Raw genomic sequence first — 17,316 nt, forward strand, 5'->3', positions numbered from 1 at the left:
TGGCAACGCCATGAAGCGCTTCCGGCCGGGCGTTGTACCGACGCTGGTGGTCGCCATCCTGCTGCCGCTGATGGTGTCGCTCGGGTTCTGGCAATTGAATCGGGGCGCGGAGAAAAGCGCGCTGCTGCATACCTACATCGAACGGCGGGCCGCCGAACCGATGGCCAGCACCGCGCTGCAAAATATGGCAGACCCGGCCTTTCGCCGGGTTCGCCTGCACGGTCAGTTCGATGCCGCCCACAGTTTGTTACTGGACAACCGCCAGCGTGGCGGCAAGGTCGGCGTCGAGTTGCTGCAACCCTTTCAGGACCAGGCCACCGGGCTGTGGCTGCTCGTCAACCGCGGCTGGCTGCCATGGCCGGATCGGCGTACACCGCCGCAATTCACAACGCCCACTGAAGGCTTGAGCCTCGACGCCTGGGTCTACGTTTCGCCTGGTGCGACCTTCCAGCTCCACGCTGACCCAAGCACCAGCACCTGGCCAAAACTGTTGACGGCCATTGACCCGAACACACTCTGGACCGCCCTGGACCGCGAAGGCTTTGCCTACGAGTTACGCGCAGAAACCGGCCCGGCGACTTACCAGGCCGATTGGCCTGTCGTTGCCATGGGCCCGGAAAAACACATCGCCTATGCCGTGCAGTGGTTCGCCATGTCGATCGCCCTGCTCGGCCTCTATCTCTACCTCGGATGGCACAACACAAAGGAGAAACACCATGGGAGCGGCCATGAATCCACCCAGCATGTCTGAGACAAAAACGCCGCCGAGCCGACGCAAGGGGCGCTTGCAACTGCTGCTGATTGTGCTCGGGGTCGTCGGTCCGATGATCCTGGCCACCGGCATGTACAAATTGCAGTTCTGGGTGCCGGAAGGCCGCAGTTATCACGGCGAACTGATCGGCAACGGCCAGACACGTGCCGACCTCGGTGTGCAGGCCGACGAGCAGCGATGGCAGTTGCTGGTGACCGCGCCGAAAGAGTGTGCCGTGGACTGCCAGCAACTGGTGTACCTGGCCCGGCAGATTCAGATCGGCCTGGGTCGCGATGCCGGGCGAGCCAGTCATGCCATTGCCGCGGCACAGCCGCTGAGCAGCGATTACGACGCCAAGCTGACCCGGGAGTATCCTCAACTGCAGCGCTATCCACTGGACTTGAGCACCTTCAACAAGGCCACCGGCGACAAGGCTGTGCCGCAACTATGGATCATCGACCCCCACGGCAATCTGGTGCTGCGCTACGACCCGTCGGTCAAAGGCAAGGACCTGCTCAATGACCTGCGGCACCTGCTGAAACTGTCGAATATCGGATAAGGGCATCGTCATGGCCAAACCTGGATTTCGCCTCGCGCTGTTTGCCACCTTCCTGGCACTGATTGTGGTGTTGCTCGGCGCCTACACCCGCCTGACCCACGCCGGCCTCGGTTGCCCGGACTGGCCGGGCTGCTACGGCTTTATCAGCGTGCCGAAAAGCGAAGCCCAGCTGGCCCATGCCGAATTGCATTTCCCCGACACTCCGGTGGAAGCCCACAAGGGCTGGAACGAGATGGTTCACCGCTACTTCGCCGGCACCCTCGGCTTGCTGATTTCGGTGCTGGCAGGGCGCGCCTGGGTTCATCGTCGGCATCCGGGGCAACCGGTGAAGCTGCCATTGTTCCTTTTAGCGGTGGTGTTCGCCCAAGCCGCTTTCGGCATGTGGACGGTCACGCTCAAGCTCTGGCCGCAAGTGGTGACCGGGCATTTGCTCGGAGGATTCGCCACGTTGAGCCTGCTGTTTTTGCTGACCCTGCGCCTGTCCGGCGTACTGCCGGCGCTGACGGTGCCGCGTCGCTTGCAGCGCTGGGCGACCGCAGGGCTGTTGGTTGTGATCGTGCAGATCGCCCTCGGCGGATGGGTCAGCTCCAACTATGCCGCCGTGGCGTGCATCGACTTTCCGACTTGCCACGGGCAATGGCTGCCACCGACTGACTTCGCCAACGGCTTTCACCTGACCCAGCACATCGGCCCCAACTACCTCGGCGGACAACTGGACAGCGATGCCCGTACTGCCATTCACCTGACTCACCGCATCGGCGCGTTGCTGGTAACGCTGGTGCTGCTCGGCCTCGCCTGGCAACTGAAAGTCGTCGGTATGACCCGCCTCGCCGGGTTGGTGCTGATCGCCCTCGCCGCTCAAATCACCCTCGGCATCAGCAATGTGCTGTTTCATCTTCCGTTGCCAGTGGCGGTTGCACACAACGCCGGAGGCGCGGCGCTACTGCTGACCATGGTGTTGGTCAACTATCACGCGCGAACCAGTCTGGTTCGGGTCAAGCAGCCGAACCGCTGGCGCTTCAGCCCGCGTAAACACTCAGCCGGGCCCATAACAATAAAAGGAGAGATGCCATGGCGATTCTGATCGGCGAGCGTCACAGCCAGGCGATCTGGCGAGATTACCTGGAGCTGACCAAACCCAAAGTGGTGGTGCTGATGCTCATCACCTCGCTGGTCGGGATGTTCCTCGCGACCCGCGCCGGAGTGCCATGGACCGTGCTGGTGTTCGGCAATCTGGGGATTGCGTTGTGCGCCGGCGGAGCAGCGGCGGTCAATCATGTGGTGGACCGGCGGATCGACGCGGTGATGGCGCGCACCCACAAGCGGCCATTGGCTGAAGGCCGAGTCTCACCGACGGCTGCGCTGACATTCGCACTGGTGCTGGCGGTGCTCGGGCAAGCCTTGTTGCTGGCCTTCACCAATCCGCTGACCGCGTGGCTGACCCTGGCTTCGCTGCTGGGTTACGCGGTGGTCTACACCGGTTTTCTGAAACGCGCGACCCCGCAGAACATCGTCATCGGCGGTCTCGCCGGTGCCGCCCCGCCCCTGCTCGGCTGGACCGCCGCCACCGGTCACGTCAGCGCCGAACCCCTGCTGCTGGTGCTGATCATCTTCGCTTGGACGCCACCACACTTCTGGGCGCTGGCCATCCACCGCAAAGAGGAATACGCCAAGGCCGACATCCCGATGCTGCCGGTGACCCACGGCGAGCACTACACCAAGGTGCATATCCTGCTGTATACCGGCGCGCTGTTGGCTGTCAGCCTGATGCCTTACGTGATCCACATGAGCGGCCTGCTCTACCTGGTCTGCGCCATTGGCCTGGGCGCAAGGTTTCTGCAATGGGCCGTGGTGCTGTACCGTGGCACTCGGCCGCACGCGGCGATCAACACCTTCAAGTACTCTATTTATTACTTGTTCCTGTTGTTCATCGCCCTGCTCGTAGACCACTACCTATTGTTGAACCTATGACTCGAACCCAGAAAACCGTCTTCATCCTTGTCGCCCTGATCGCGCTGGTCCTGGGCCTGACCATCAACAAAGTGCTCTCCGGCAAAGGCCAGGGCGATCCGACAGCACTGATCGACGCCGGCATCATCCTGCTGCCGCAAAGCCGCAATCTGCCGGATGTGAAGATGACCGATCAGGACGGCAAGCCGGTGGCGGTCAACGAGCTCAAGGGCAAGTGGTCGCTGCTGTTTTTCGGCTACACCTTCTGCCCGGACATCTGCCCGACCACCCTCGCCCAACTGCGCCAGATCAAGAGCGAACTGCCGCCGGAGGCTGTGGACAAGTTGCAGATCGTGCTGGTCAGCGTCGACCCGAACCGCGACACGCCCAAGCAGCTCAAGCAGTATCTGGGTTACTTCGATCCGCAGTTCATCGGCCTGACGCCGACCTCGGTCGAAGAACTGCAAAAAGTCGCCAATGCGGTGAGTATTCCGTTCATTCCGGCGGACACCAGCAAGCCGAACTACACCGTCGACCACAGCGGCAACCTCGCGGTGATCGGGCCGGATGGCACGCAGCGTGGATTCATTCGGGCGCCGTTGAACAACCAGAAGCTGGTGGCGCAGTTGCCGGTGATGCTTAACCGTCAGTAAGAACACCGCAAAACTCTGTGGGAGCGAGCCTGCTCGCGAAGAGGCCATAACATTCAACATCACCGTTGGCTGATAGACCGCTTTCGCGAGCAGGCTCGCTCCCACAGTTACGATGTTTCAGGCACAAAAAAGGGGACGCTCATGGCGTCCCCTTTTTCGTTGCATCCACAGATCAGAACGCCGGCACGACCGCGCCTTTGTACTTCTCGATGATGAATGCCTTCACTTCCGGGCTGTGCAGGGCTGCCACCAGTTTCTTCATCGCGTCGCTGTCCTTGTCGTCCGGACGGGCCACGAGGATGTTCACGTATGGCGAGTCGCTGCCTTCGATGACCAGTGCGTCCTTGGCCGGATCGAGCTTGGCTTCCAGGGCGTAGTTGGTGTTGATCAGCGCCAGGTCGACCTGGGTCAGCACGCGCGGGATGGTCGCGGCTTCCAGTTCACGGAATTTCAGGTCTTTGCTGTTCTCGGTGATGTCCTTGACGGTCGACAGGATGTTGTTCGAATCCTTCAACTTGATCAGGCCGGCCTTGGCCAGCAGCAACAGCGCACGACCGCCGTTGGTGGCGTCGTTCGGGATCACCACGTTGGCGCCGCCCGGCAGTTCGGTCAGGGCTTTGTACTTGCTGGAGTAGGCGCCCAGGGGTTCCAGGTGAACACCGGCCACCGACACCAGATTGGTGCCCTTGGCCTTGTTGAATTCATCGAGGTACGGCTGGTGCTGGAAGAAGTTGGCGTCCAGACGCTTCTCCGCAACCTGCACGTTCGGCTGGATGTAGTCGGTGAAGACCTTGACCTTCAGGTCCACGCCTTCCTTGGCCAATGCCGGTTTAACGAACTCGAGGATTTCCGCGTGTGGGACCGGGGTCGCCGCGACAGTCAAGGTGTCGGCAGCGTGGGCGGAAAAGGCTGCAACGGCAGCGAACGCGACGAGTAGTTTTTTCATTCAGCTAACTCCTTGTGAGGCGCCCGTTTGGCGCCTGCCAGCGAATGGCCGGCTCATGCATTTAACTAAAAAGCTTACTTACGGGAAAAATGGACGACCAATTTGTCGCCCACGGTTTGCAGCACCTGTACCAGCACCAGCAGCAACACCACCGTGACCACCATCACATCGGTCTGGAAACGCTGGTAACCGAAACGGATCGCCAGGTCACCCAGACCACCAGCGCCCACCACACCGGCCATCGCCGTGTAGGACACCAGCGTAATGGCTGTGACCGTAATCGCTGCGAAGATGCCCGGACGGGCCTCAGGCAGTAACGCATTGGTGATGATTTGCCGCGTGGTCGCGCCCATGGACTGGGTCGCTTCGATGATGCCGCGATCCACTTCACGCAGGGCGGTTTCAACCAGTCGCGCGAAGAAAGGCGTGGCGCCCACCACCAGTGGCGGAATCGCACCGGCGACACCCAGGGAGGTGCCGGTGATCAGCACGGTGAACGGAATCATCACAATCAGCAGAATGATGAATGGCAGCGAACGCAGAATGTTCACCACCAGCGACAACATGGCGTAGACACCCTTGGCTTCCAGCAACTGGCGCGGGCTGCAGAGGAACAACAACACGCCCAGCGGCAGGCCCAGCAGCACGGTGAATAGCAGCGAACCGCCGAGCATCAGCAGGGTATCGCCAGTGGCCAGCCAGATTTCGAACCAGTCGATATTGGCGAAGAAACTTGTCAGGGCTTCCATTAGCGCAGCACCTCCATGTGGACGTCCGCTGCGGTGAAGCGGGCGAAGGCCGCTTCCATGTCACCGCCGGTCACGGCCAGGGTCAGTTGCCCGTAAGGGACGTCTTTGATGCGATCGATACGACCGGCGAGGATGCTGTAGTCCACACCCGTTTCCCGGGCGACGGTACCCAGCAGCGGCGCGTAGGTCGCATCGCCCTGAAAGGTCAGGCGCACAATGCGGCCGGGCACATGGGCGAAATCGTCACGCTGTTCGCTTTCGTCGATCTGTTCGTCTTCTTGCACGAAGCGCTTGGTCGTCGGGTGTTTCGGGTGCAGGAACACCTCGGCCACCGAGCCTTGCTCGACGATCACGCCAGCGTCCATCACGCCGACCTGATCACACACCCGGCGGATCACGTCCATTTCATGGGTGATCAACACGATCGTCAGCTTCAGCTCGCGATTGATCTCGGCCAGCAATTGCAGGACCGACGCCGTGGTCTGCGGGTCCAGTGCACTGGTGGCTTCGTCACACAGCAGGATTTTCGGCTTGGTCGCCAAAGCGCGGGCGATGCCGACACGCTGCTTCTGACCGCCGGACAACTGCGCCGGGTACTTGTTGGCGTGATCGGACAAACCGACTCGGGCCAGCAACTCGGCGACGCGCTGGTCGATGTCGCTGCGGGACAGTTCACCGGCCAGCGTCAGCGGCAGCGCGACATTGTCGGCCACGGTCTTGGACGCCAGCAGGTTGAAGTGCTGGAAAATCATCCCGACCTGTTGACGGAAACGGCGCAAGCCGTTGGCGTCGAGCGCGGTCACTTCTTCGCCGTCGACGATGATCTTGCCGCCACTGGAGTTCTCCAGGCGATTGATCAGACGCAGCAGGGTACTTTTTCCCGCACCGGAATGGCCGATCAGGCCAAAGACCTGACCGTTCTCAATCGTCAGATTGGTCGGGTGCAGGGCGGGGATATCCCTACCGGCGACGCGGTAGGTTTTATGGACGTTTTGAAACTCGATCACGTAGCGAACCTTGTGGGGCGCGTTGGAAAAGGATCAGCGGTTAGCCGGGCGCGCATTTTAGCCTGTCCGTATAGAGGTTCTTAGCATTTATTTCGTATTCAACCAGCGATTTGGCAATAACGCGATCAAAGGTCAGATAAAAGGAACGGCTAAAAACGTCGCCAGTCACTACTTAGGCATCTCCAAAAAGCCTGAGGAGTCTCGCCTGATGAGTACTAAAAAGCCTGCCACGCCAAAGAGCGACCTGGCCGGGACCGATACCCTGGACCGCAGCAACACCAACGCCAAGCTCGATAGCCTGGAAAAATTCCGCTCCGACGCCACCGGCCAGGCCCTGCGCACCAATCAAGGCGTGAAGGTGGCGGACAATCAGAACACCCTGAAAGCCGGCGCCCGCGGGCCATCACTGCTGGAAGATTTCATCATGCGTGAAAAGATCACGCATTTTGACCATGAACGCATTCCCGAGCGCATCGTGCATGCACGTGGCACCGGTGCCCATGGTTACTTTCAGAGTTATGAGAATCATAGCGTTCTGACCAAGGCCGGGTTCCTGCAAGACCCCGGTAAAAAGACGCCGGTATTCGTACGCTTTTCCACGGTGCAGGGGCCTCGCGGGTCAGGCGATACCGTGCGCGATGTGCGAGGTTTCGCCGTGAAGTTCTTCACCGAGGAAGGCATCTACGACCTGGTGGGCAACAACATGCCGGTGTTTTTCATCCAGGACGCCATCAAGTTTCCTGACTTCGTGCACGCAGTGAAACCCGAACCCCACAACGAAATCCCCACCGGCGGCTCGGCCCACGACACCTTCTGGGACTTTGTTTCGTTGCAGCCGGAATCGGCGCACATGGTGATGTGGGCCATGTCCGACCGGGCGATCCCCAAAAACCTGCGCAGCATGCAGGGTTTTGGCGTGCATACCTTTCGCATGATCAATGCCGAAGGAAAATCACGCTTCGTCAAATTCCACTGGCGCCCTGCTGCTGGCACCTGTTCGCTGGTGTGGGATGAAGCGCAAAAACTTGCGGGAAAAGACACCGACTACCACCGGCGCGACCTCTGGGAGGCCATCGAAATGGGGGACTATCCGGAATGGGAGCTGGGCGTGCAGGTCGTGGAGGAGGAAAACGAACACGCCTTCGACTTCGACATCCTCGACCCGACCAAGATCATTCCTGAGGAGCTCGTGCCCATCACCCCGCTGGGCAAAATGGTGCTCAACCGCAACCCGGACAACTTCTTCGCCGAAACCGAGCAGGTCGCGTTCTGCCCGGGGCATATCGTGCCGGGGATCGACTTCTCCAACGATCCGCTGCTGCAAGGTCGGCTGTTTTCCTACACCGACACGCAGATCAGCCGACTCGGCGGGCCGAACTTTCACGAGATTCCAATCAACCGAACGATTTCCCCCCTGCACAACGGCCAGCGGGACGCGCTGCACCGCACCACCATCGACAAAGGTCGTGCGGCCTACGAGCCGAACTCCATCGATGGCGGATGGCCGCAAGAAACCCCACCCGCCGCGCAAGATGGCGGCTTCGAGAGCTACCCGGAGCGCATCGACGCCAACAAGATCCGCCAGCGCAGCGAGTCGTTCAGCGACCACTTCTCCCAGGCGCGGCTGTTTTTCCACAGCATGAGCCAGCACGAGCAGGAACACATCATCGCGGCGTACAGCTTTGAGCTGGGCAAGGTTGAGCGTGAGTTCATTCGTGCAAGGGAAGTGAATGAAGTCCTGGCCAACATCGATCTGGAGCTGGCCAAACGGGTGGCGCAAAACCTCGGTCTTCCGGTGCCGAAAGCGGGGACTGTCGAGGTGCCAAAAACCTCACTGGAGCGCTCACCCGCCTTGAGCCAGGCCAATCTGCTCCCGGGTGATATCAAAACCCGGAAAGTGGCGATTCTGGCGGCCGATGGCGTAGACGGCGCAGCGATCGACGCCATGAAGAAAGCGCTGGCAGCTGAAGGGGCGCACGCCAAATTGCTCGGCCCGACCTCAGCGCCGGTGAAAACCGCCGATGGTAAATCGCTGCCAGTGGATGCATCGATGGAAGGGTTGCCCTCAGTGGCGTTCGACGCGGTGTTCGTGCCCGGTGGCGCGGCGTCGATCAAGGCGCTGAGCACGGACGGCGTGGCGTTGCATTACGTGCTGGAGGCTTACAAGCATTTGAAAGCGATTGCGCTGCATGGCGAGGCGAAGCAGTTGCTGGATGTGTTGAAGCTGGAGGTTGATGCAGGGTTAGTCGTAGGGGCGGACGCCAAGCTGTTCAAGGCGTTTTTTGCGGCGATTGGGCAGCATCGGATTTGGGAGAGGGAGGCGAAGGCCAAGGCAATTCCGGCCTAGAAATTTTCATCGTCAGAAAGGACGCCATCGCGGGCAAGCCCGCTCCCACAGGTTTTACGCTATCCCTGTGGGAGCGGGCTTGCCCGCGATGCTTTCAAGGGGCTTTGCGAGGACTCAGAACAACCTGCGCCGGAACACTGCGTAGAATCTGCCGCTCCAGTTTCAAATCAAACTGCGGATCCAGCTTATTCACCCGCTTGGTCAGCAAGTTAGCTAGCCAAGGATAATCATCGGTACGCGGCACCTGAAGGCTCACGTCGCACTGAAAATTCACCACATCGGCGGCGATGGCATCCAATTGACGACGCATTTTGCCCATATCGGTGATTTTCAGCTTCACCGTGGTGCTTTCAGCTTCCGGGTCAATGACCTTGGCTTTGCGCTTGGCTTCGGCGGACTTGAGGTCCGCTTCGGTTTTTTCCAGTTCAGCCTTGCGAGCTTGAGCGAGCGCACCATTGACCCCGCCGGTCAGCGCAGGAGCCTTGGGCATCAAGGCGCGGGCCCGAGCCAGTGCGGTGGCAGCGGCATTGACATCACCTTTCTGCAGAACGGCCTGGCTGCGCATCAGGTAGGCTTCGGCCAATTGCCGTTGGTATTGCTCCAGGGATTGATCGTTGGGCGATTCAGCCTGCAAGGCGGCCAATTGACCTTCGGCGGTGGCCAGGTCGCTGCTGGCCAGGCTTTGCTCCAGCTGTGCAATGGCCGTGGCCCGCGCATCCGGGACCTCGGTGGCCGCCGGAGGCGTGCTTTGGCAAGCGCCCAGCAGCATGGAAAATGCGACAAGGAGCAGATAACGGGAGGCGAACGACTTCATTCCTGCGACTCTCTATTTGCGCAAAAAACGAGCAAGTCTACACCCCTCGACGGGGCAGAACAAAACTCAGCAGAAACAGCGCGGCGGCCGTCACTACAATCGACGGGCCAGCCGGGGTGTCCTTGAACCAGGACAGCGCCAGCCCGCCACACACCGCGAGTATGCCCAGCAGGCTCGCGCCCATTGCCATCTGTTCCGGCGAGCGGGCGTGACGTTGTGCCGCAGCCGCCGGGATGATCAGCAACGAAGTAATCAGCAAGACGCCGACGATTTTCATCGCCACGGCGATCACGACGGCGATCAGCAACATCAGTGCCATGCGCAGTCCCGCTACGGGAAGGCCTTCGACCCTGGCCAACTCTTCATGCACGGTGATCGCGAGCAAGGGTCGCCACAGTGTCACCAGCAACACCAACACCGCCGCGCTGCCACCCAGAATCCAGGCCAGATCGGTCGGACTGATCGCCAACAGGTCGCCGAACAGATAGGCCATCAGGTCGATCCGCACTTCGTGCATGAAGCTTAGTACCACCAGGCCCAGAGAGAGGGTGCTCGGTGCGAGAATTCCCAAAAGCGTGTCGGACGCGAGCGGTTGGCGCTGCTGCAACGTCACCAGCATCACCGCCAATAGCAGGCAGCCTACAGTGACCGCAACGGTCGGACTGACATCCAGCAGGAAGCCCAACGCCACACCCAGCAACGCCGCGTGGGACAGGGTGTCGCCAAAATAGGCCATGCGCCGCCAGACCACGAAAGAACCCAACGGGCCCGCGACGACTGCCAGGGCCAGACCTGCAAGCAGGGCGTAGAGCAGAAAATCAGCCATGCTTGCAGCTATCTCCGTGAACATGGTTATGGCCCGACGCGGGCGCCTTGACCACCGAGCCGTGCAAATCGTGGGCGTGGTCGTGATGGTGGTGATAAATCGCCAGGCTTTGTGCGTTTTTTCCGAACAGCTCGACAAATGCCGGGTCCCCGCTGACCTGCTCGGGGTGACCGGAGCAGCAGACGTGGCGATTCAGGCAGACCACCTGGTCGGTGGTACTCATGACCAGATGCAGATCATGGGACACCATCAACACACCGCAGCCGTGACGGTCACGCAGACGGGTGATCAGGCTGTAGAGTTCAGCCTGACCGGCCACATCGACGCCTTGCACCGGCTCATCGAGCACCAGCAACTCCGGTTCGCGCAACAGGGCGCGGGCCAGCAAGACGCGCTGCATCTCACCGCCGGAGACACTTTGCACGGGGCTATCGATCACCTGCTCCGCACCGACTTCCTTGAGCGCCGCCAAGGCCATCGCCCGGTCCACGCCCGGCACCAGGCGCAAGAAGCGCAGCACCGAAAGCGGCAGGGTCGGATCGACATGCAGCTTTTGCGGCATGTAGCCGACCCGCAGTTTCGGCTTGCGCCAGACACTGCCACTGTCGGGTTTTAACAGACCGAGCACAGCGCGCACCAGCGTCGTCTTGCCGGCGCCGTTGGGGCCGATCAAGGTGACGATCTGCCCGGGCTCGACGCTCAGCTCGATGTTATCCAGCACAGGTTGCCCGGCAAACGTGACAGCAACCTGCTCGAGGCGGATCAGCGCGTTGCTCATCAAGCCCCCTGGCAACCCGAGCAGAGACCGATCACTTCGACGGTCTGGCCTTCGACGACAAATCCGACGTCCTGCGCACTGGCGATGATCGCGTCGCTGATCGATTTCTGCTCAAGCTCGATGGCCGCATGGCAGTCACGGCAGATCAGGAACTGACCCTGGTGGGCATGTTCCGGGTGATTGCAGCCAATGAAGGCGTTGAGTGAGGAGATGCGGTGCACGAGGCCGTTTTCCAGCAGGAAATCCAGTGCCCGGTAGACCGTCGGCGGCGCCGCACGGCGTCCGTCCTGCTCGCTGAGCACCGCGAGAATGTCGTAAGCCCCCAACGGTTTGTGGCTTTGCCACACCAGCTCCAGCACCCGCCGACGCAACGCGGTCAGGCGCAGACCCTGGCGTTCGCAAAGAGCATCGGCCTCGGTCAAAGCGCTGTGCACGCAATGAGAGTGGTCGTGGGGACGGCTGGCAATCGGTGTTTTAGACATGAGCGGCGACGAGTTTTGTGAGAGACGTTATTATGTTACCCGTTCTCGCCTCTTCGAGTGGTCATCGTGTCCCGACTTTTTTCAATCTTTGTCGCATTTGTCGCAAGTTTTCTGCTGATTGGTCCGGCGCAAGCCGAAGTCAAAGTCCTCACCAGCATCAAACCCTTACAGCTGATCGCCACGGCGGTGCAGGATGGCGTGGCGATTCCGGAAGTCTTGCTGCCGCCGGGTGCATCGCCTCACAACTATGCCTTGCGCCCATCCGACGTACGGAAAGTGCAATCGGTGGATCTGCTGTACTGGATCGGGCCGGACATGGAAGGTTTCCTGCCACGAGTACTGAACGGCCGCATGCTGCCCAGCGTCGCCGTGCAGGATCTACCCGGCTTGAAATTGCGCCATTTCGCCGAAGATAACCACTCTCACGCCGAAGAAGCCGACGAACATGACCACGATCACCGTCCTGGCAGTCTGGACGCGCACTTGTGGCTTTCACCCGTCAACGCCCGGGTCATTGCCACGAAAATGGCTGCCGATCTCAGCGCAGCCGACCCTGCCAACGCCGCGCGGTACGCGAGCAACCTCAAGGCCTTTGATGAGCGTCTCGATGCCCTCGACCTGCGCCTGAAGAAACGTTTGGCCGGTGTCGAAGGCAAACCGTACTTCGTGTTCCACGAGGCCTTCGATTACTTCGAAGACGCCTACGGCCTCAAGCACGCCGGCGTGTTCAGCGTCGCCGCCGAAGTACAACCCGGCGCCCAACACGTAGCGGCCATGCGTGCGCGGCTGCAGGAAGTGGGCAAGACCTGCGTGTTCAGCGAACCGCCGCTGCGTCCGCGCCTGGCGGAAACCCTGGTAGCGGGCCTGCCGGTGAAACTGGCGGAACTGGATGCCTTGGGCGGGTACACGCCGGCGACCGCTCAGGGTTATGAGCAGGTGCTGGAGAAGTTGGGGAATGATCTGGCGGGGTGCCTGGAGTCGTTGTGACCACACAGATATCTGTAGGAGCGAGCTTGCTCGCGAAGAAATCTGCAGCACCGCGGGGTGTCAGGCACCCCGCGTCATCGTTAATGACCATCGCGAGCAAGCTCGCTCCTACAGGGCGAAAGGCAAAGGCGTGTTGACTGTCTGCCGCTGCGCCAACCGCTGCTGGAACTCCATCGGATCGTGAATCAACACATCCTGCCCGGCAAATGACTCCGCCGCGATCAACCGCGACAACCAGAACCGCACGCACGCCACCCGCAACATCGTCGGCCAAAGCTCAGCCTCGGCAGCGGTAAACGGACGCAGTGCGGCATAAGCTCCCAACAACGCCCGCGCCCGTGGTCCGTCGATCAAACCTTCATCGTCCGAACACCAGTCGTTCAAGGCAATGGCCACGTCGTAGAGCATCGGTCCCGAGCATGCGTTGTAGAAATCGATCAGGCCGGTCAGGTGCGTGCCTTCGAACATCGCGTTATCGCGGAACAGGTCGGCGTGGATGTTGGCTCGCGGCAACGCCAGAATTTTCTCTTTCTGCAGCGTGATTTCGTCCAGCGCCCGTTCAAGCAGATCTTTCTGTTCGGCATTCAGGTGCGACAAAAATTGCGTGCCCTCTTCCAGCATCCAGTCCAGGCCACGATCGGTTTTGCGCTTGATCATATTGGCCTGGGTCGCCAGGTGCAGGTGCGCCAGCAACTCGCCCACCTGAGCGCAGTGTTGAGCATTGGCTTGTTTGATGTGCTTGCCGGCCAGGCGTGGTTGCAACAATGCAGGCTTGCCGGCCAGCTCGCGCAACGCAACGCCGTCGGTGGTGCGCAGGGCGTAAGGCACCGGCAGGTCAGCTTCATGCAGCACATCGAGCAATTCAATAAAGAACGGCATCTCCTGGACCGGGCCACGCTCGACCAGTGTCAGGACAAACTCGCCCTGCTCCAGGCTGATAAAGAAATTGGTGTTTTCGCTACCGGCGGCAATCCCCTGGAAATCAAGCAGGCGGCCGAGGCCATAAGGGGCGAGAAAGGTTTCCAGCTCGGGCCGAGCCAGGGGGGTGAACACAGACATGTTTAAACTGCCAGTACGGGCGCCGCACATGCCGACGCCGATTAAAATTAAGGACGACTTACCACTTAAATATTTCCCACGCCGGAATCAGCATATCCGGGTAATCCGAGCGAATGAAGTTACCTTCCGAGCCATCCGCGCGCACCAGGAAATAAGGTTTACCGACTTTCGGCGTGACCTTGATGGCATACAAAAAGCCATTTTGCCGATATTCCTGAATGGTTTTATCGCCTTCCGTGCGGATCGTGACATCCGGGTCTGCCGAAGGTGCGTCATCTGCCGCCATGACGGCCAATGGAACGGTTGCAATCAAGCCAGCCAGCAACAGGCGATTTAGTGTGCGCATGATAACCTTGTCCCTTTGTCGTCAACGGTCCCGCTATTCTAGCGCCGGACCCGCCGAAAAGGTTGATCCTGCTCATGAGCCAAGCCCCCCTCGTCCTGGTGGACGGTTCGTCTTACCTGTACCGCGCCTTTCACGCGCTGCCACCGCTGACCACTTCCAAAGGCCTGCCGACCGGTGCGGTCAAGGGCGTGTTGAACATGCTCAAGAGTCTGCGCAAGCAGTACCCGAACAGCCCGTTCGCCGTGGTGTTCGACGCCAAGGGTGGGACATTTCGCGATGAAATGTACGCCGAATACAAGGCCAACCGCCCGAGCATGCCCGACGACATGCGCGTGCAGATCGAGCCGCTGCATCAGAGCGTGATCGCCCTGGGCTTTCCGCTGTTGTGCGTCGAAGGCGTCGAAGCCGACGACGTCATCGGTACCCTCGCCCGCAGCAGCGCCGCCGCCGATCGTCCTGTGGTGATCTCCACGGGCGACAAGGACATGGCGCAACTGGTCGACGGCCACATTACCTTGGTCAACACCATGACCGGTAGCAGCATGGACGTGGAGGGCGTAAAGGAGAAATTTGGCGTCGCTCCGGAGCAGATCATCGATTACCTGGCGCTCATGGGCGACTCTTCCGACAACATTCCGGGGGTTCCGGGCATCGGCCCGAAAACCGCTTCCGGCCTGCTGGTCGGTGTGAATGGCGGCCTGACCGAGCTCTACGCGCAGCTCGACATCGTCCCGACCCTGCCGATCCGTGGCGCCAAGACCCTGCCGGCCAAGCTCGAAGAGCACAAGGAGATGGCCTTCCTCTCCTATCAACTGGCAACGATCAAGGTCGATGTCCCGCTGGAAATCGGCCTTGATGACCTGCAAATGGGTCCGGAAGATCCGGAAAAACTCACCGAACTCTATAACCTGCTCGAATTCAAGAGCTGGCTGAACGATCTGCAACGGGACGCCAAGCGCATTGAGCTGAGCACCGCCGCCGAGCCTGAGCCGGTCGTCGATCTGTTCAGTGCCGCCGAAGCGCAAGCGCCGGTGGCCGTTTCTGAAACCCACTACGAGACCATCCTCGATCAGGTGCGATTCGACGTCTGGCTGGAGAAACTGAACAACGCCAAACTGTTCGCCTTTGACACCGAAACTACCGGTATCGACGCGCAACAGGCGCAATTGGTGGGGCTGTCGTTTGCGGTGCAGGCCAACGAAGCGGCCTACATCCCGCTCACTCACTCCTACATCGGCGTGCCGGAGCAACTGGATCGCGACACCGTCCTGCGTGCCCTCAAGCCGATTCTGGAAGACCCGAACAAACTCAAGGTCGGCCAGCACGCCAAGTTCGACATGAACATCCTGGCCAACTGCGCCATCGGTGGCGATCAGGCCAACGGCATCACCGTGCGCGGCATCGCGTTCGACACCATGCTCGAATCCTATGTGCTCAACTCCACAGCCACCCGCCATGACATGGACAGCCTGGCACTGAAGTATCTGGACCACACCACCGTGAGTTTCCAGGACATCGCCGGCAAAGGCGTGAAGCAGCTGACTTTTGATCAAATCGCGCTGGAGCAGGCCGGCCCCTATGCCGCCGAAGATGCCGACATCACGTTGCGCCTGCATGAAGCGCTGTTCGAGAAGCTCAGCGCCATTCCGAGCCTGGCCAGCGTGCTGACCGACATCGAAATCCCGTTGGTGCCGGTGCTCGCGCGCATCGAACGCCAGGGGGCATTCGTCGATGCCGCCCTGCTCGGCGTACAAAGCATCGAACTGGGCGACAAGATGGTGGCGCTGGAGCGTGAAGCCTTCGAGATTGCGGGCGAGGAGTTCAACCTTGGCTCACCCAAGCAACTCGGGGTCATTCTTTACGAGAAGCTTGGTCTGCCGGTGCTGAAGAAAACCGCCAAGGGCCAGCCGTCCACCGCCGAAGAAGTGCTGGCCAAACTGGCCGAGGACGACTATCGGCTGCCCAAGGTGCTGATGGAATACCGTTCCATGAGCAAGCTGAAAAGCACCTACACCGACCGCTTGCCGGAGCAGATCAACCCACGTACCGGGCGCATCCATACCTCGTATCACCAGGCAGTGGCCTCCACCGGACGTTTGTCTTCCAGCGATCCGAACCTGCAAAACATTCCGGTACGTACCGCTGAAGGGCGTCGCATCCGCCAGGCCTTCGTGGCGCCGACTGGCTACAAACTGCTGGCGGCGGACTACTCGCAGATCGAACTGCGGATCATGGCGCACCTGTCCCGGGACGAAGGCCTGATGAACGCCTTCCGCCACAATCTGGACGTGCACACCGCGACAGCCGCCGAGGTGTTCAAAGTCGAACTGGCAGACGTAACCTCCGATCAGCGCCGTAGCGCCAAGGCGATCAACTTCGGCCTGATCTACGGCATGGGTGCGCAGAAGCTCGGCAAAGACATCGGCGTCGACACCAAGACTGCCAAGGCTTACATCGATACCTACTTCGCCCGTTATCCGGGTGTACGCGAGTACATGGACCGCACCCGCGCGCAAGCGGCGGAGCAAGGTTATGTGGAAACCTTCTTCGGACGCCGGCTGTATCTGCCGGAAATCAACTCCAACAAGCCGCAGGAGCGCGCCGCCGCCGAGCGCACGGCGATCAACGCGCCGATGCAAGGCACTGCGGCCGATATCATCAAGAAGGCCATGGTCGCGGTGGATAACTGGCTGGCGACCTCCGGACTCGACGCCAAAGTCATCCTGCAGGTGCACGATGAATTGGTGCTTGAGGTGCGTGAAGATCTGGTCGACCAGGTCCGCGACGAAATTCGTGTGCACATGAGCGGCGCGGCGAAACTGGATGTTCCGCTGTTGGTCGAAGTAGGCGTAGGCAACAACTGGGATGAGGCTCACTGAGCCCGCTTTTAGAGGTTTCTGCTGCGGCATAGTGCCGCGGCAGAAAGCGTGAATTGCGCTTAGTTCAAAAAGCGCTTGGGGTTATTCCAAACGTGATTGAAAAAATTCTGAACTAATATGCAGATCCGCTACTCAGAGTAACTGAATGGCTGGTGAAGCCCTTCAATGCTCCTATGTTGTGTT

General features: G+C 60.5%; 17 protein-coding genes. 8 read left to right on the top strand and 9 right to left on the bottom strand.

Annotation, left to right across the window (positions count from 1 at the left end):
* Window positions 1-10: 10 nt before the first annotated feature.
* From HNQ83_RS00210 to HNQ83_RS00230, 5 genes are read left to right on the top strand one after another with little or no spacing between them, the layout of a single operon-like run.
* A complete protein-coding gene (locus HNQ83_RS00210) occupies window positions 11-751 on the top strand; it encodes an SURF1 family protein (protein WP_175387125.1) in 741 nt (246 codons plus the stop codon).
* Window positions 717-1,310, top strand: a complete 594-nt coding sequence (locus tag HNQ83_RS00215) for a hypothetical protein (RefSeq protein ID WP_175387126.1) — start codon at window positions 717-719, stop codon at window positions 1,308-1,310. Before HNQ83_RS00210 ends, HNQ83_RS00215 begins: the two co-directional genes overlap by 35 nt.
* Window positions 1,311-1,320: 10 nt before the next feature.
* Window positions 1,321-2,394 carry a heme A synthase gene (locus tag HNQ83_RS00220; protein ID WP_175387127.1) on the top strand — a complete coding sequence of 358 codons (1,074 nt, stop codon included), beginning with the start codon at window positions 1,321-1,323 and terminating at the stop codon, window positions 2,392-2,394.
* Window positions 2,382-3,281, top strand: coding sequence for a heme o synthase (gene cyoE, locus HNQ83_RS00225; RefSeq protein WP_175387128.1), 900 nt, complete (start codon window positions 2,382-2,384; stop codon window positions 3,279-3,281). Before HNQ83_RS00220 ends, cyoE begins: the two co-directional genes overlap by 13 nt.
* Window positions 3,278-3,913, top strand: a complete 636-nt coding sequence (locus tag HNQ83_RS00230) for an SCO family protein (RefSeq protein ID WP_175387129.1) — start codon at window positions 3,278-3,280, stop codon at window positions 3,911-3,913. The genes cyoE and HNQ83_RS00230 overlap by 4 nt, the downstream gene beginning before the upstream one ends.
* A 172-nt stretch (window positions 3,914-4,085) precedes the next feature.
* On the opposite strand, the gene HNQ83_RS00235 is transcribed toward HNQ83_RS00230, so the two are convergent.
* From HNQ83_RS00235 to HNQ83_RS00245, 3 genes are all read right to left on the bottom strand, one after another.
* Entirely contained in the window at window positions 4,086-4,859 is a 774-nt protein-coding gene (locus HNQ83_RS00235) for a MetQ/NlpA family ABC transporter substrate-binding protein (RefSeq protein ID WP_175387130.1), read from the bottom strand.
* Between the two features lie 74 nt (window positions 4,860-4,933).
* Window positions 4,934-5,608, bottom strand: a complete 675-nt coding sequence (locus HNQ83_RS00240; protein WP_095194468.1) for a methionine ABC transporter permease — start codon at window positions 5,606-5,608, stop codon at window positions 4,934-4,936.
* A complete protein-coding gene (locus HNQ83_RS00245; protein ID WP_175387131.1) occupies window positions 5,608-6,615 on the bottom strand; it encodes an ATP-binding cassette domain-containing protein in 1,008 nt (335 codons plus the stop codon). The genes HNQ83_RS00240 and HNQ83_RS00245 overlap by 1 nt, the downstream gene beginning before the upstream one ends.
* A 178-nt stretch (window positions 6,616-6,793) precedes the next feature.
* On the opposite strand from HNQ83_RS00245, the gene katE reads away from it, so the two are divergent.
* Window positions 6,794-8,962, top strand: a complete 2,169-nt coding sequence (katE, locus tag HNQ83_RS00250; protein WP_372241867.1) for a catalase HPII — start codon at window positions 6,794-6,796, stop codon at window positions 8,960-8,962.
* Window positions 8,963-9,056: 94 nt separating this feature from the next.
* Here the strand turns inward: katE and HNQ83_RS00255 are convergent, their stop codons facing one another.
* Genes HNQ83_RS00255 through zur form a run of 4 tightly spaced genes read right to left on the bottom strand, consistent with a single transcriptional unit; the run spans window position 9,057 to window position 11,862 of the window.
* The gene (locus tag HNQ83_RS00255) at window positions 9,057-9,776 is read right to left on the bottom strand and encodes a PA5502 family lipoprotein (protein ID WP_175387133.1); all 720 of its coding nucleotides are present in this window, start codon (window positions 9,774-9,776) and stop codon (window positions 9,057-9,059) included.
* Between the two features lie 37 nt (window positions 9,777-9,813).
* Window positions 9,814-10,602, bottom strand: coding sequence for a zinc ABC transporter permease subunit ZnuB (znuB, locus tag HNQ83_RS00260; protein ID WP_175387134.1), 789 nt, complete (start codon window positions 10,600-10,602; stop codon window positions 9,814-9,816).
* Window positions 10,595-11,380, bottom strand: coding sequence for a zinc ABC transporter ATP-binding protein ZnuC (znuC, locus tag HNQ83_RS00265; RefSeq protein ID WP_008064713.1), 786 nt, complete (start codon window positions 11,378-11,380; stop codon window positions 10,595-10,597). Before znuC ends, znuB begins: the two co-directional genes overlap by 8 nt.
* Window positions 11,380-11,862 carry a zinc uptake transcriptional repressor Zur gene (gene zur, locus HNQ83_RS00270; RefSeq protein WP_175387135.1) on the bottom strand — a complete coding sequence of 161 codons (483 nt, stop codon included), beginning with the start codon at window positions 11,860-11,862 and terminating at the stop codon, window positions 11,380-11,382. The genes znuC and zur overlap by 1 nt, the downstream gene beginning before the upstream one ends.
* Window positions 11,863-11,928: 66 nt before the next feature.
* On the opposite strand from zur, the gene HNQ83_RS00275 reads away from it, so the two are divergent.
* Window positions 11,929-12,849 carry a metal ABC transporter solute-binding protein, Zn/Mn family gene (locus tag HNQ83_RS00275; RefSeq protein WP_175387136.1) on the top strand — a complete coding sequence of 307 codons (921 nt, stop codon included), beginning with the start codon at window positions 11,929-11,931 and terminating at the stop codon, window positions 12,847-12,849.
* A 108-nt stretch (window positions 12,850-12,957) separates the two neighbouring features.
* On the opposite strand, the gene HNQ83_RS00280 is transcribed toward HNQ83_RS00275, so the two are convergent.
* Window positions 12,958-13,908 (bottom strand): homoserine kinase, encoded by a 951-nt coding sequence (locus HNQ83_RS00280; protein WP_175387137.1) that lies wholly within the window; start codon window positions 13,906-13,908, stop codon window positions 12,958-12,960.
* Between the two features lie 58 nt (window positions 13,909-13,966).
* Window positions 13,967-14,254: a DUF2782 domain-containing protein gene (locus tag HNQ83_RS00285; protein ID WP_175387138.1), complete on the bottom strand. Its 288-nt coding sequence runs from the start codon at window positions 14,252-14,254 to the stop codon at window positions 13,967-13,969.
* Window positions 14,255-14,328: 74 nt separating this feature from the next.
* Here HNQ83_RS00285 and polA point away from each other — a divergent pair, with 74 nt between their 5' ends.
* The gene (gene polA / locus HNQ83_RS00290) at window positions 14,329-17,133 is read left to right on the top strand and encodes a DNA polymerase I (protein ID WP_175387139.1); all 2,805 of its coding nucleotides are present in this window, start codon (window positions 14,329-14,331) and stop codon (window positions 17,131-17,133) included.
* The last annotated feature ends 183 nt before the right edge of the window (window positions 17,134-17,316 follow it).

It is taken from the genome of Pseudomonas sp. C2B4 (assembly GCF_013359695.1).
Classification (GTDB): domain Bacteria; phylum Pseudomonadota; class Gammaproteobacteria; order Pseudomonadales; family Pseudomonadaceae; genus Aquipseudomonas.

Bases quoted from the DNA above. Each gene is read 5' to 3' on its own strand.
- HNQ83_RS00220 (WP_175387127.1), top strand. From the start codon at position 1,321: ATGGCCAAACCTGGATTTCGCCTCGCGCTGTTTGCCACCTTCCTGGCA.
- znuB (WP_175387134.1), bottom strand. From the start codon at position 10,602: ATGGCTGATTTTCTGCTCTACGCCCTGCTTGCAGGTCTGGCCCTGGCA.
- HNQ83_RS00210 (WP_175387125.1), top strand. From the start codon at position 11: ATGAAGCGCTTCCGGCCGGGCGTTGTACCGACGCTGGTGGTCGCCATC.
- HNQ83_RS00280 (WP_175387137.1), bottom strand. From the start codon at position 13,908: ATGTCTGTGTTCACCCCCCTGGCTCGGCCCGAGCTGGAAACCTTTCTC.
- HNQ83_RS00240 (WP_095194468.1), bottom strand. From the start codon at position 5,608: ATGGAAGCCCTGACAAGTTTCTTCGCCAATATCGACTGGTTCGAAATC.
- HNQ83_RS00255 (WP_175387133.1), bottom strand. From the start codon at position 9,776: ATGAAGTCGTTCGCCTCCCGTTATCTGCTCCTTGTCGCATTTTCCATG.
- HNQ83_RS00235 (WP_175387130.1), bottom strand. From the start codon at position 4,859: ATGAAAAAACTACTCGTCGCGTTCGCTGCCGTTGCAGCCTTTTCCGCC.
- zur (WP_175387135.1), bottom strand. From the start codon at position 11,862: ATGTCTAAAACACCGATTGCCAGCCGTCCCCACGACCACTCTCATTGC.
- polA (WP_175387139.1), top strand. From the start codon at position 14,329: ATGAGCCAAGCCCCCCTCGTCCTGGTGGACGGTTCGTCTTACCTGTAC.
- HNQ83_RS00230 (WP_175387129.1), top strand. From the start codon at position 3,278: ATGACTCGAACCCAGAAAACCGTCTTCATCCTTGTCGCCCTGATCGCG.
- HNQ83_RS00215 (WP_175387126.1), top strand. From the start codon at position 717: ATGGGAGCGGCCATGAATCCACCCAGCATGTCTGAGACAAAAACGCCG.
- HNQ83_RS00285 (WP_175387138.1), bottom strand. From the start codon at position 14,254: ATGCGCACACTAAATCGCCTGTTGCTGGCTGGCTTGATTGCAACCGTT.
- znuC (WP_008064713.1), bottom strand. From the start codon at position 11,380: ATGAGCAACGCGCTGATCCGCCTCGAGCAGGTTGCTGTCACGTTTGCC.
- cyoE (WP_175387128.1), top strand. From the start codon at position 2,382: ATGGCGATTCTGATCGGCGAGCGTCACAGCCAGGCGATCTGGCGAGAT.